The 13,473-nt window shown below is 65.6% G+C and carries 13 protein-coding genes and 1 riboswitch; of the genes, 3 read left to right on the top strand and 10 right to left on the bottom strand.

Annotation, left to right across the window (positions count from 1 at the left end; genetic code table 11):
* Positions 1–665 precede the first annotated feature (665 nt).
* Genes P1U48_RS17620 through P1U48_RS17610 form a run of 3 tightly spaced genes read left to right on the top strand, consistent with a single transcriptional unit; the run spans position 666 to position 5,578 of the window.
* The gene (locus P1U48_RS17620; protein ID WP_301070559.1) at positions 666–1,733 is read left to right on the top strand and encodes an HlyD family efflux transporter periplasmic adaptor subunit; all 1,068 of its coding nucleotides are present in this window, start codon (positions 666–668) and stop codon (positions 1,731–1,733) included.
* On the top strand, positions 1,730–4,471 hold the full coding sequence (gene rbbA, locus P1U48_RS17615; protein WP_301070558.1) for a ribosome-associated ATPase/putative transporter RbbA: 2,742 nt from the start codon (positions 1,730–1,732) through the stop codon (positions 4,469–4,471). Before P1U48_RS17620 ends, rbbA begins: the two co-directional genes overlap by 4 nt.
* 3 nt (positions 4,472–4,474) lie before the next feature.
* Positions 4,475–5,578 carry an ABC transporter permease gene (locus P1U48_RS17610; RefSeq protein ID WP_301070556.1) on the top strand — a complete coding sequence of 368 codons (1,104 nt, stop codon included), beginning with the start codon at positions 4,475–4,477 and terminating at the stop codon, positions 5,576–5,578.
* Between the two features lie 103 nt (positions 5,579–5,681).
* On the opposite strand, the gene P1U48_RS17605 is transcribed toward P1U48_RS17610, so the two are convergent.
* From P1U48_RS17605 to thiD, 10 genes are read right to left on the bottom strand one after another with little or no spacing between them, the layout of a single operon-like run.
* On the bottom strand, positions 5,682–6,413 hold the full coding sequence (locus tag P1U48_RS17605; protein ID WP_301070554.1) for an ABC transporter permease: 732 nt from the start codon (positions 6,411–6,413) through the stop codon (positions 5,682–5,684).
* Positions 6,410–7,135, bottom strand: coding sequence for an ABC transporter ATP-binding protein (locus P1U48_RS17600; protein WP_301070552.1), 726 nt, complete (start codon positions 7,133–7,135; stop codon positions 6,410–6,412). Before P1U48_RS17600 ends, P1U48_RS17605 begins: the two co-directional genes overlap by 4 nt.
* Complete coding sequence (locus P1U48_RS17595) at positions 7,132–7,809, bottom strand: TenA family protein (RefSeq protein WP_301070550.1); 678 nt, start codon at positions 7,807–7,809, stop codon at positions 7,132–7,134. Before P1U48_RS17595 ends, P1U48_RS17600 begins: the two co-directional genes overlap by 4 nt.
* Positions 7,806–8,741, bottom strand: coding sequence for an ABC transporter substrate-binding protein (locus P1U48_RS17590; RefSeq protein WP_301070549.1), 936 nt, complete (start codon positions 8,739–8,741; stop codon positions 7,806–7,808). Before P1U48_RS17590 ends, P1U48_RS17595 begins: the two co-directional genes overlap by 4 nt.
* Positions 8,738–9,721, bottom strand: a complete 984-nt coding sequence (locus P1U48_RS17585; RefSeq protein ID WP_301070547.1) for a HesA/MoeB/ThiF family protein — start codon at positions 9,719–9,721, stop codon at positions 8,738–8,740. Before P1U48_RS17585 ends, P1U48_RS17590 begins: the two co-directional genes overlap by 4 nt.
* Positions 9,718–10,314 carry a thiamine phosphate synthase gene (locus tag P1U48_RS17580; RefSeq protein WP_301070545.1) on the bottom strand — a complete coding sequence of 199 codons (597 nt, stop codon included), beginning with the start codon at positions 10,312–10,314 and terminating at the stop codon, positions 9,718–9,720. The genes P1U48_RS17585 and P1U48_RS17580 overlap by 4 nt, the downstream gene beginning before the upstream one ends.
* Positions 10,311–11,081 carry a thiazole synthase gene (locus P1U48_RS17575; RefSeq protein WP_301070543.1) on the bottom strand — a complete coding sequence of 257 codons (771 nt, stop codon included), beginning with the start codon at positions 11,079–11,081 and terminating at the stop codon, positions 10,311–10,313. The genes P1U48_RS17580 and P1U48_RS17575 overlap by 4 nt, the downstream gene beginning before the upstream one ends.
* A 1-nt stretch (position 11,082) precedes the next feature.
* The gene (gene thiS / locus P1U48_RS17570; protein WP_301070541.1) at positions 11,083–11,277 is read right to left on the bottom strand and encodes a sulfur carrier protein ThiS; all 195 of its coding nucleotides are present in this window, start codon (positions 11,275–11,277) and stop codon (positions 11,083–11,085) included.
* Positions 11,261–12,238, bottom strand: coding sequence for an FAD-dependent oxidoreductase (locus P1U48_RS17565; RefSeq protein WP_301070539.1), 978 nt, complete (start codon positions 12,236–12,238; stop codon positions 11,261–11,263). Before P1U48_RS17565 ends, thiS begins: the two co-directional genes overlap by 17 nt.
* Positions 12,235–13,041, bottom strand: coding sequence for a bifunctional hydroxymethylpyrimidine kinase/phosphomethylpyrimidine kinase (thiD, locus tag P1U48_RS17560; protein WP_301070537.1), 807 nt, complete (start codon positions 13,039–13,041; stop codon positions 12,235–12,237). Before thiD ends, P1U48_RS17565 begins: the two co-directional genes overlap by 4 nt.
* A gap of 56 nt (positions 13,042–13,097) precedes the next feature.
* Positions 13,098–13,197: riboswitch (TPP riboswitch) on the bottom strand.
* Between the last annotated feature and the right edge of the window lie 276 nt (positions 13,198–13,473).

Here is a 13,473-nt window from a genome sequence, read left to right as displayed (position 1 = left end):
GTCCGAAACCGAAATGGCTGCATAATTGCCCCACACTTTACGGTACCCTCCAATCTACGCGGCAAGCCCCGGGAAAAGCTGAGGAATCTCTGATCAACAGGCCTTGCTTCTCCAAAACATCTGGTCAATCATTGGCATGATACCCCGTTCCGGTGCGGCAGGCGCCAATATCGCGGAGAGGGCAAAGCAATGCTTTGAGCGGCCGACCGCCATTCGGCCCGGCGCACGGGCCGTATGGCTCCGGGAGCATGGCACGGTCAAACAACTACTGGCGAGGATCGGATCGGAGATGTTCGCCGTCGCCTTGCGATGGTTCCGCGACGTCCTGCGATCACGCGACGTAGCCGCTTCCTGGCTACACTTCTTCAACCCTTGCGGAAAAGCTCTGAATCCTCGACGATCTTTTGTGCTAGGAGAAGGTTGCATTTTAGCGAGTCGCCCAGCCCGGCAGCGACAGATCGGCTCATCCAGTCGTCAATCCATCAGACAGTGTTCGCGATGTGAGCACGGGCAAGTCCCAATGCGACGCCGAAGGGCAAGATGAGTCCGACCACTCAAGCAGGGCTGACCGACGCATTTACAAGATCAGGTGCAGAACGTTTAATGGTGAAGTGATCGTTCGAAAATTTCACGAATTTTGGCCCGTAGCAGCAATCGAGCACAGCATGAAAAACACCAGATACCTTCTCTTCACAGCGATTGTCGTGGCCGCGGCGGTATTGGGTTTCCTGGTCTGGCAGGGCAACGGCGACGGCGTGGTTCCCGAGGGTTTCGCGCGCGGCAACGGGCGCGTCGAAGCTGTCGAGATCGATGTGGCCTCTAAACTTCCCGGACGGATTGAAACGATCCTGGTACGGGAGGGAGAGCTCGTCGAGGCGGGGCAACCGCTGGCCGCGCTTGACACGCGTCAGCTGAAAGCCAACCGCCACCAGGCAGAGGCGGAACTGCGCCGTGCCGAGATCGCGGTCGAGAACGCGCGGCTGACGATCCAGCAGCGTCAGGCCGAAGTCCGCGCGGCAGAAGCGGTTCTGGCGCAGCAGAAATCGGCCCTCGATGCCGCGCAGCGCCAGTTCGCCCGCTCGGAGGCGCTTGCGGGAAACAGTGTCGCGTCCGAGCGGCAACTCGATATCGACCGGTCGAACGCGCTTGGTGCCGAGGCCGCGGTCGCATCTGCCGAAGCGAGGCTTGCGGCGGCGCGGATCGGAGTGTCCTCAGCCAAAGCGGCAGTGGTCGGGGCCGAGGCAGCGGTGGCGGCGGCAACGGCGACGATCGAAGTAATCGACGTACAGATCGAGGACAGCACACTGAAGGCGCCCCGGCTAGGACGGGTGCAGTACATCGTTGCTCAGGCGGGCGAAGTCATAGGTGCCGGCGGGCGCGTGATCAACATGATCGATCTCAACGACGTCTACATGACGTTCTTCCTGCAAACCGCCGCGGCGGGCCGTGCCGGACTGGGGACCGAAGCCCGCCTGATCATGGATGCCGCACCGGGTATCGTAATTCCCGCCGAGGTCTCCTTCGTGTCGGACGTGGCACAATTTACCCCGAAAACGGTCGAGACCGAGGTCGAACGCGAGAAGCTGATGTTCCGGGTCCGCGCTCGGATCGCGCCGGAGCTGCTGGAGAGGTACCTTGACTACATCAAGACCGGCCTGCCCGGCGTCGCCTGGGTGCGGCTGGATCCCGCGCTGCCCTGGCCGGAGGCCGCTGACGGCAGGGTGCTGGAATGACGCCTTCCCGACCGGTGGTGCGGGCAGAGGGGCTCACGCTTCTCTATGGCAAGGTCCGGGCCCTCGACGATGTGTCGATCGACCTGCCGGCGGGCTGCATCGTCGGCCTGATCGGACCGGACGGGGTGGGCAAATCCAGCCTTCTGGCGCTGATCGCCGGGGCAAGGAAGATGCAGACGGGGCGGCTTGACGTGCTGGGCGGCGACATGCGCCGCGCGGGGCATCGTGCCCGGATCTGCCCGCGGATTGCCTATATGCCGCAGGGGCTGGGGCGCAATCTTTATCCCACGCTCTCGGTGCGGGAGAATGTGGACTTCTTCGGACGGCTTTTCGGCGAGAGCCAGGACGAGCGCGACAGGCGGATCGCCGAGCTGCTGGAGGCGACCGATCTCGCGCCCTTTGCCGACCGTCCGGCGGCCAAGCTCTCGGGCGGCATGAAACAGAAGCTGGGCCTGTGCTGCGCGCTGATCCACGACCCCGATCTGCTGATCCTGGACGAGCCGACAACGGGCGTCGATCCGCTGTCGCGGCGTGAATTCTGGGCTCTGATCGCGCGTCTTCGCGCGACGCGACCGGACATGAGCCTGATCGTCGCCAGTGCCTATCTGGAGGAAGCTGCCGAGTTCGATTACCTGGTCGCGATGGATGACGGCAGCGTGCTTGCCTCTGGCAGCCCCGAAGAGATCCTGAACAGCACCGGTGCCGCCAATCTTGACGAGGCTTTCATAGCACTTCTTCCCGCGGAAATGCGCGCTCGGCACCACGATCTGACCGTCCCGCCACGTGACCCTGCAGCTCGCGACGGCTACATGGTCGAGGCCGAAAACCTGACGGTCCGGTTCGGCGATTTCGCCGCGGTCAAAAACGTGAGCTTTCGCATCGGAAAAGGAGAGATATTCGGCTTTCTCGGGTCAAACGGATGCGGCAAGACGACGACGATGAAGGCGTTGACCGGGCTGGTGGAACCTGCCGAAGGCACCACGCGGATTGACGGGCGAACGGTCGATGCGCGCGACATGGCCACGCGCAAGCGCATCGGTTACATGACGCAATCCTTCTCGCTGTATTCCGAACTAACGGTTCGTCAGAACCTCGATCTTCACGCGCGGCTTTTCGATATAGCACCCACGGAGATCGGGCCCCGTATCGCCGAGCTTGCGCAACGGTTCGATCTTGAGGAGGTTCTCGACAGCTTGCCACTGCGACTGCCGCTGGGAATCCGTCAGAGGCTGTCGCTGGCCGTGGCGCTGCTTCACCGCCCAGAGGTGCTGATCCTGGACGAGCCGACTTCGGGCGTCGATCCGGTGGCGCGCGACATCTTCTGGCAAGCGCTGGTGGACCTGTCCAGAAAAGACGGTGTGACGATCTTCGTCTCAACCCACTACATGTCCGAGGCCACGCGCTGCGACAGGATTTCGCTGATGCACGAAGGCCGCGTGCTTGTCAGCGACACACCCGAAGCCATCCGCGAAGACGCAGGCGCGGCGACGCTGGATGATGCCTTCATCCATCACCTGGAACTTGCGCAAAGCGAGAGCGGCAAGCCTGCGGCCACGCATCGGGTGGATCTCGGCGCCGAGGTGTCAGCCGCGCCACAGCGGCGACGGAGACGGTTCAACCTTGCCCGGCTGCTGAGTTTTTCCTGGCGCGAGTCGTTGGAACTGCGCCGCGATCCGATCCGTCTGACGCTGGCAAGCCTCGGCAGCTTGATTCTGATGATCGTGCTGGGATACGGCATTTCGATGGATGTCGAGGATCTCAAGTTCGCGGTGCTCGACTTTGACCAGACCATCGCCAGCCAGTCCTATGTCAACGACCTGGCCGGGTCGCGCTACTTCGACGAACAGGCGCCGCTCATTGACCATGCCGACATCGACAGGCGGATGCGCGCGGGCGAAATCAGCCTGGCGCTGGAAATCCCGCCGGGTTTCGCGGCAGATGTCGAACGCGGACGCCCCGTTGAGATCGGGGCCTGGTTCGATGGCGCCATGCCGATGCGTGCGGACACGGTGCGCGGCTATGTTCAGGGAATGCACGTTCACTGGCTGACCGATCAACTGCGCCAAATCTATGGCGATGACGCGGTCGCCGGCAGCTACAGCCTGGAAATGCGCTATCGCTACAACCCCGATGTCGAAAGCCTGGCGGCCATGGTGCCCGCTGTGATCCCGCTCCTGCTGATGCTGATCCCGGCGATGCTCGCGGTCCTGTCCGTTGCGCGCGAGAAAGAGACCGGCTCGATCGTGAACCTCTATGTCACCCCGGCCCTGCGGCTGGAATTCCTGCTCGGCAAGCAGGTGCCCTACATCGTCCTGGGTTTTATCAACTTCCTGCTGCTGCTGGCGCTGGCGGTGTTCGTCTTCGGGGTGCCGGTCAAGGGCAGCCTTCTGGCGCTTTCGGCGGGGGCGCTGGTCTATGTCGTCCTCGCCACCGGGCTGGGCCTGCTGATCTCGGCCTTCACCCGCAGCCAGGTCGCGGCGCTGTTCTTTACCGCGCTGGCCACCCTGATCCCGGCCACGCAGTATGGCGGCATCATCGACCCGGTCTCGTCGCTGGAAGGCATGGGTCGCGTGATCGGCGAGGTTTTCCCGACCAGCCATTTCGTCACCATCTCGCGCGGGGTCTTTGCCAAGGCGCTGGACTTTGGCGATCTGGCCGCATCCTTCCTGCCGATGATTCTGCTGGTGCCGGTGCTTGTGGCGCTCGGGACGATCTTCGTGCGCAAGCAGGAGGCCTGAACAATGCGCCCCAGGCATGTGCTCTTTCTTGCGGTCAAGGAGCTTCGCGGGCTGTTGCGCGACCCGCTGCTCCTGGCGCTGGTGTTCTATGCCTTCACCCTGGACATCTACTCCCATGCCACCGCCATGCCCGAGACGCTGAACCGCGCCACGATCGGCATCGTGGATGAGGATGCCTCACCCCTGTCCCGGCGGATTGCGGATGCGTTCCTGCCGCCCTATTTCGTGACACCCGACCAGATCGACATGGCCGAGATGGATGCGCGCATGGATGCCGGCATAGATACGTTCTCGCTGGTCATCCCGCCGGATTTCCAGAGTGACCTCGTGGCGGGCGCCCGCCCCGAGGTGCAACTCAACGTCGATGCGACACGGATCAGCCAGGCTTTCACCGGCGCGGGCTATGTCCAGGCGATCGTCGAACAGGAAATCACCGGCTGGACCGGGCAGGAGACCGTGGTGCCGGTCGATCTCGCGCTGCGCGCACGCTTCAACCCGGCGCTGGATCCGGGATGGTTCGGCGCGCTGACGGCGGTGATCAGCGCCGTGACCATGCTGTCGATCATCCTGTCGGGGGCCGCGCTGATCCGGGAGCGTGAGCACGGCACGGTCGAGCATCTGCTGGTCATGCCGGTCAGCGCGGCCGAGATCATGACCAGCAAGGTGCTCAGCATGGGCGGCGTGGTGCTGGTGGCGGCGGGGCTGTCGCTGATCTTCGTGGTGCAGGGGGTTCTGGGGGTGCCGGTGGCGGGATCGGTGACGCTGTTCCTGGTGGGCGCGGCGCTGCACCTGTTCGCCACCACCTCGCTGGGAATCCTCTTGGCAACGATCTCGGGCTCGATGCCGCAATTCGCCATGCTGCTGCTTCTGGTGCTGCTGCCGCTGGAAATCCTGTCGGGTGGCATGACGCCGCGGGAATCGATGCCCGAGGTGGTGCAATACGTCATGCTGGCGGCGCCCAACACTCATTTCATCGCGCTTGCACAGGCGGTGTTGTTTCGTGGTGCGGGGCTCGCGGTGGTCTGGCCGCAACTGCTGGCGCTGGCGGTGATCGGATCGGCGATGTTCGCCTACGCCTTGCGACGGTTCCGCGACTTCCTGCGGTAAGCCCGCAGGTGAGACATCTGGAAACGGCAGAGTGAAACCGGTCCAATCCCGGACGGGGCGATGGCTAAAATCGCCTGGGAACAATGGCCGAAGCATCCAACAGTCACGCTCCCCATAGCCGTCGGCAGACTGCATCGACCGCCGCGTGAAGAACAAGCGTCAGAACGGCCAGGACAATCAGCGCGGCGAACATCAGGTCGATTTTCGCGCGCCCGTTGGCCAGCAGCATCAGATAGCCAAGCCCCCGCGACGCCCCGACCCATTCACCGATGATGGCGCCGATCGGGGCATAGACGGCCGCGAGCCGGAGACCCGAGGCAAAGCCGGGCATGGCGGCCGGAACGCGGACGCACCACAGGACGCGTGCGGGTGTGGCGTTCATGACGCGGGCCAGCTCCACCCAGGCGAGGGGTGTGCGCATCAGCGCGTCGAAAAAGGCCGACGTCACGGGGAAGTAGATGATCAGCAGCGCCATCGCGACCTTCGACCAAAGCCCGTACCCCAGCCAGAGCGTCAGGATCGGCGCCAGCGCGAAAACGGGGATGGCCTGGCTGAATACGAGCATCGGGCGCAGCAGAGTGCGCGCGAGAGGCGAGGCGACAAGAACGATTGCCGAGGCGAAGCCAAGGGTCGCCCCGAGGCCAAGACCGATGAGCACTTCTGTGGCGGTTACGATTGCGTGTTCCGCGATCAGCATCCGGCTTGTCCAGAGCGTGGAAAAGACCAACGCGGGTCCGGGCAGAATGAAGCGCGGCAAGTCGGCAAACGTAACCACCGCCTGCCACGCCAGCAGGCCCAGAAGTGCAACGCTCGCAAGGTGCAGTCCCCTTGTCAAACTGCCTCCATGAGCCGGCGCAGCAAGTGGCCCTGAAAGGCAAGGGTCTGCGGCGCGTCGTAAAGGCGCGGTACGCTGGCGGGCGGTGATGCGATCGCGGTTATCCCGTCGCGGGTCATCAGCAGAACCGTCTCACCGAGGCGCGCGGCCTCGGCGGCGTCGTGGGTCACGTGCAATATTGTGCGGCCCGCCAGCAGTTCGGCGGAAAGATCCTGCATCCGGGCACGCGTCTGTGCATCAAGCGCCGAAAAGGGTTCATCCAGCAATATCACCGGCCGGTCTTCCATCAGTGTCCGGGCGAGGGCCACCCGCTGCCGTTGTCCGCCAGAAAGGGCGTCAGGGCGTTTGGTGCCGTGGTCAGCAAGGCCAACCCGTGTCAGTATGTCGAGCGCCCTTTCGCGCGGCTGCGCCGTGCCGCGCAACCGTGCGCCGAGGGTGACATTGGCGGTCACGTCGAGCCATGGCATCAGCAGGTCGCTCTGCGCCATCAATGCCACACGACCAGCCAGCGGCGCCCCATCGCTGGCGGCAACATTGCCGTCAAAGCTGACCTCGTCCCCAAGGCCCGCAAACAGGCGCAAAAGCGTCGACTTGCCGACACCGGAGGGGCCGAGCAGACAGGTCCACCGCCCCGCCGGAACCTCCAGCGACAGTGGGCCGAAGATCGTGGTTTCCCCGATTGTCGCGCGCCCGGTCAATCGAAGCGCAGGCGCGCGGCTCATCCCGAAAGCCCCATGGTCCAGAAATCGACTTCCAGCCGGGTGGCCGTCTGGAAGCGCGCGCACAGGCGGGGCCAGCGCGGGCTGGTTTGCGGCGTGGGGCCAAGACGGTGGGCGACCGCCGCGTCGATCAGGGCGCCGACCTCGCGGCAGGTGCGCTGGTACTCTGCCCCCGAATAGGTGGCGATCCAGTCGGCAAACGGGGTCTTGCCCGCACCCGCGCCCACGGCCAGCCGTGCACCGATCTCGCCGTATCCCAGCACGCAGGGCGCCAGCGCCGCCAGCAGGTCGAGGAAATCGCCTGAATGTCCGGCGTCGAGCACATAGCGGGTATAGGCGATGTTCTGAGGTGCCTCGGTTGCGGCGAACAGGTCTGCCTCTGAAATGCCTTCGGCGGCACAGGTCTGCACGTGCAGGTGCATCTCGTCGTTGAGCAGCGCCTGCACGGTCGCAGCGCAGGCGCGCATCTCGTCCAGCGTCTCGGCCTTGGTCACCGCCAGGGCCCAGGCGCGGGAAAAGTGGACGAGAAACAGGTAATCCTGCACCAGATAGCGCAGGTATGCCGCGCGCGGCAGCGAGCCATCGGCCATCTGTTCCACAAAGGCGTGGCAAACGTAATCGGCCCACGCGGTGCCGGCAGCAGCGCGCCAGAGGGGGAATGTCGTGCCGTAACTCATTCTGCCCCGAGGTCGACGGCCAGCGCTGCGACCGGGCGCGTGCCCTCGATCAGCCCAGCGTGATGCAGGAACGTCTCGAACCGCGCGTAGCGACCGGCATCCAGTGCCTCGGGACGCAGGGCAAAGCGCGGCATCGTATCCGCCCAGGCTTTCTGGTTCAGGTCGTCCTGAAGCTCGGTTGAGGTGGCTGCGAACACCTCCCAGCTTTCCTGCGGGTGGTTGACGATGTACTGCGCGGCCTTTTCCGTGGCACCGAGAAAACGCCGTAACTTTCCCGTATCCATTGTTTCGGGGTTGGCGATGTAGATCAGTTCGTCATAGGTCGGCACGCCGTGTTCCTCGGGGTAGAAGCATCGACCGGTGACGCCCTCGATCTCCATCTGGTTCAGTTCGAAATTGCGGAAGGCCCCGATCACCGCATCGACCTGCCCCGACATCAACGCCGGCGACAGCGACCAGTTGACGTTGACCAGCTCGATATCGTCGGGGCCAAGCCCGGACCCGCCCAGCATGGCGGAAAGCAGCGCCTCTTCGACCCCGGCCACAGAGAAACCGACCTTGTGTCCTTTAAGATCTGCGATCTGCGTGACAGGGCCGTTATCCAGCACCAAAAGGCAATTCAGCGGCGTGGCGACCAGCGTGCCGACGCGCACCAGCGGCATCCCCTCAGCCACCTGCAGGTGCAGTTGTGGCTGGTAGGAAATTGCAACGTCGACCGCGCCTGCGGCAGCCATCTTCGGCGGATCGGACGGGTTCGCCGGGGCGATCACCTCGACCGCCAGATCCGCCTCGGCAAAATAGCCCATCTCCTCGGCGATGATGATCGGCCCGTGGTCGGGGTTCACGAACCAGTCGAGCATCACGGTCATCGCGTCTTGCGCGGCGGCGGGTGTCGCCAGAACGAGGGCAAGGGCTGTCAGCTCGGCTTTCATAGGGTGTCTCCGGTTGGGTCGCCGAGGGCGACGAGAAAGATGTCTCCGTCCCAGACCACCCCAAGCCTTTCGGCGGCGGTCCACGCGCGCTGGCCTGAACGACAACACAGCACCGCGCGTTGGCCGGTGGTGGGCATGGGTCCGCCGGGGCCGAAAGCGCTGGCGGCAAGGCGGTGGGCGAAGGGGCGCATCAGCGGGGCCTCGTCCTCGGCCCGAAGGTCGACGAGGAAGTCGGCAGGGGTGACCGCGCCAGGTGCGAGGAAACGGGGGCCTCGCGCAGGTTCGGGCGCATCGGCAAAGCGAAACCCGCCCGATCGGAGGCTGCGCCCGTCGAAAGTGACAAGTTGCCCGAGGGGCGAAGGTTCGAGACCGGCCAGAAGGGCGAGGGCCATCTGTGCCTGAAGCGCGCCGACCACACCCACGACCGGCCCCAGAACGCCATCCTCGGCGCAGGAGCCGAGCCTTTGCGGCAGGTCGGGAAACACCGCCCGCAGGCTGGGCGCATCCCCGCAAAAGGCCCCGGTATAGCCGTCGAGGCCAACCACCGACGCGCTGACCAGCGGGCGGCCCGCCGCTTGGCAGGCGTCGGACAGGATGTAGCTGGCCGCGAAGCTGTCGGCGCAATCGAGCACAAGATCGGTGCCGTCACAAAGCGCCTCGACGTTGGAGGGATCGAGCGCCGCCACGACCGCCTCGACCCTGCAATCGGGGTTGAGCGCCGTGACCGCCGCTGCGGCGGCCCTGGACTTTGCAACGCCGATATCGGCCTCGCGGAACATGGTCTGGCGGTGCAGGTTCGTCGCCGCCACACGGTCCGGGTCGACCAGCCGAATGCGGCCCACGCCGGCCCCGCCGAGATATTGCAGCACCGGCGCGGCAAGCCCGCCCGCGCCGACGACCAGCACATGCGCCGCGCGCAGGCGGGCGTGACCCTCGGGCCCAAGTTCGGCAACCGCAATCTGGCGGGCATAGCGGCTCATCGTGTCGCCTCGAGCCAGTCGCGAACCTGGGTGTCGGGATCGTCACTGAGGGTGATATCGGTGACCACTGACACGATGTCGGCCCCGGCGGCAAAGACGCCTGCTGCCCGGTCGACGCGCATACCGCCGATGGCGACGAGGGGCAAATCGCCGATGAGACGCTTCCATTCGGTGACACGCTCAAGGCCCTGCTGATGCCATTTCATCTTTTTCAGGATCGTCGGATAAACCGGGCCGAGCGCCACATAAACCGGCGACATCGACAGGGCGCGATCGAGTTCGGCACGATCATGAGTGCTGATGCCCAGCTTGAGGCCAGCCCGGCGAATGGCGGGCAGATCCGCAGAATCGAGGTCTTCCTGCCCAAGATGCACCCAGTCGCAGCCAGCGTCGATCGCGATGCGCCAATGGTCGTTGACGACAAGCGTCGCGCCCCGCGCGCGGCAGAGCGCCTGCGCGTGGGTGACGGCGTTGCAGAGTTCGGCCTCGTCCATATCCTTGATGCGAAGCTGCACAAGCTTCACGCCCAGCGGCAGGGTGCGGTGCAGCCAGTCGGCGCTGTCGAAGATCGGGTAAAAGCGATCAAGGCTCATGACAGGAACGCCCTGCCGATGACAGGGGTAGACGGAGCCGCCATGTCGCGCGGCTCCATCGGGTCGGCCTCGTGGGCGAGCCGCCCTGCCTCGACCGCGCGGGCGAAACCTTCGGCCATCGCCGCCGGATCGCCTGCCTTGGCAACGGCGGTGTTGAGCAGCACCGCGTCATAGCCCATTTCCATTGCCATGGCGGCCTGACTCGGCAGACCGAGGCCCGCATCCACCACCATCGGCAGGTCGGGAAACTGGGCGCGCAGGGTGCGCAGGCCATAGATGTTGGTCAGCCCCAGCCCGGTGCCGATGGGCGCGCCCCAGGGCATCAGCACCTCGCAGCCCGCCTGTAGCAGCCGGTCGGCAAGAACCACGTCTTCGGTGGTGTAGGGGAAGACGTTAAAGCCCTCATCGGTGAGGATGCGCGCGGCCTCCACCAGTCCGAAAGGGTCGGGCTGAAGGGTATCGGCATGACCGATCACCTCGAGCTTGATCCAGGGCGTGTCGAACAGTTCGCGGGCCATCTGCGCCGTAGTCACCGCCTCGCGGACCGAGTGGCAGCCTGCGGTGTTGGGCAAGAGCGCCACACCGAGGTCGCGGACCAGATTCCAGAACCCCGCGCCGGCGCGGTCGCCGCCCGCCTCACGCCGCACAGAGATGGTGGCGATACCGGCACCCGAGCGGCGGAAGGACTCGGCCAGAACCGCCGGCGACGGGTATTGCGCCGTACCCAGCATCAGGCGCGAGGTGATCTCAGTGCCATAGAGCCGCATCTCAGCCTCCCTGCCGTGGGGCGACGATCTCGATCCGGTCGCCGGGGGAAAGTGGGGCGTCGCGCGCCGTCGCCGGAACGAAGCTTTCGTTGACGGCGGTGGCGACCCTGGCGTTGCCGTAGCCGAGCTCGTTCAACGCATCGGCGAGGGTTTGCGACTGCACCTCGGTTGCGGTGCCGTTAACCGTGATCTGCATGATAAAACTCCGGTTTGCCGCGGTCGCAGGCCATGTCCACCGCCATCCGTGCCAGCGCAGGCGCGAGCAGGAAACCGTGGCGGAAAAGGCCATTGACGTGGATCGTCTCGCCGCGCCGGATGAGGCGGGGCAGGTTATCGGGAAAGGCAGGGCGTGCATCGGCGCCGATCTCGACCAGCTCGGCCTCGCCAAAGACGGGATGCAGCGCATAGGCAGCCGATAGCAGTTCAAGCACGGAGCGCACGCGTCGGCGGCGGTCATCGCTTTCGATCTGTGTCGCGCCCAGCATGAAATGACCATCGGCGCGCGGCACGACGTAAAGCGGAAAGCGCGGGTGAAGTAGGCGAACGGGGCGGGAAAGGTTAATGTCGGGCGCGCGAAGAACAGCCATTTCGCCCTTCACCCCGCGCAAATCGGGAAACGCGTCACGCGCCGCCAGCCCACGGCAGTCGAAGGTCAGGCCATCGCCACGGCCCGGCTCTGCGACGAAGGAGACACCGTCGCCCTCAAGCCGTGCGCGCAGGTGGCGCAGGGCGGCGCGCGGGTCGAGGTGCGCCTCGTCGGTGACATGCAGCGCCTGGTCGAACCGGCCGGCGAGGTCCGGCTCCAGCGCGGCAAGTGCAGCGGCGTCAAGCCGCGTATGGCCCTCGGTGCGGCGCGCGAAACGGTCAAGCTCGCGGCGGTCGCGATTGAGGGTCACGACGACAGTGCCGCGCCGCGTGACACTCACCCCCTGCCGTTCCCACCAACCGGCCGCCTGCTGCCCCAGCCTAACCACCGGCTCTTCTGCCGCTTCGCCTTCGCAGAACGGCGCGAGCATGCCGCCCGCCCACCAGGAACAATGGTGCGGTCCGGGCTGTGGCACAGGGTCGAAGACCGTGACCGCGCAGCCCCGGGCGACCAGTTCGCTCGCCACGCAGAGCCCTGCGACCCCGGCCCCGATGACGGTGGCCCGCGTCACGGCCAGTACCCGTGAAAATGGTGGACCGGCCCGTGGCCGCTGCCGATGCCAAGATCGTCAGCCGCGCGGATCGCGCCGTGCAGCCAGACCTGCGCGCGCCTGACCGCCGCTTCCAGTGGCGCGCCTTTGGCCAGCTCGGCGGCAATGGCCGACGACAGGCTGCATCCGGTGCCGTGGGTGTTCCGTGTGGAGATCCGTGGCTGTTCAAACGCGACTGTCCCGGAGGCGGTGATCAGCCGGTCGATGCAGGATGGCCCCGCAGCATGTCCGCCCTTAATCACAACCGCCCGAGCCCCGAGCGCGAGCAGCGAACGGCCCTGTGCCTCGGCCTCCGCCGCATCGCGGGCCGGATCAGACCGCCGCAGCAGGCGCGCGGCCTCGGGAAGGTTCGGCGTCAGAACGTCGGCCCGCGGAAGGAGCCGTTCGATCAGCGCCGCCTCGGCCTCGACGGCGAGCAGCGCATCGCCTGACTTGGCAACCATCACCGGATCAAGCACCACCGGGCCAGAGTAATCGGCGATTGCGTCGGCGACGGCCGCAACGATTTCGGGCGAGAAGAGCATGCCAATCTTGATGGCTTGTGGTGGGATGTCGTCGAGCACGGCACGGATCTGCGCGGTGACCACGGCGGGAGAGATCGCCTCGACCGCAAAGACGCCACGGGTGTTCTGCACGGTGATCACGGTGATGGCGCTGGTGCCGTAAACACCGAGCGCGGAAAGGGTCTTGAGGTCAGCTTGAATGCCCGCACCGCCACCGCTGTCGGAGCCTGCTATCGTCAGTGCGGATGCCTGCGGCGTCATTGCTTCCTCCACCGGCGACGGGCGGAGGAAGAAGAGGCGGACGGGGGGTCCCCGCAGCCTGCTCGTGCTCCGTTCCCTACGCCGGTATTGTCCGGATCAGGTCGATGGGTTGGCCCGCGCCTCTCAGCCCCTCACAGGGCACCCCAACGGATTCGTCTATGAGGTAGCAGCCCTCGTGCCGACGTTCAAGCTGCGCGTGGTTGGGCCTGTGCTGAGCGTCGGAACGACCGTGTGCGCGGCGCGCGCAATATAGAGCACCGCTGACATGGAACTTGGATGGCCATTCGAGTTGGTGATGACGATAAGACGGGCCACTATTAAGACGGGCCACTATCATGAGCAGTTTGGTCGTAAACCTTCAGCTCCCGACCGACCGGAACAGCACCGCCTCGATCCGCCGCATCCATTCGCGCCAGCGCAGCTCCTGCGGCA

The organism is Pseudooceanicola sp., assembly GCF_029213205.1.
Taxonomy (GTDB): domain Bacteria; phylum Pseudomonadota; class Alphaproteobacteria; order Rhodobacterales; family Rhodobacteraceae; genus Pseudooceanicola.
This window is presented reverse-complemented; position numbering and strand designations above follow the sequence as displayed.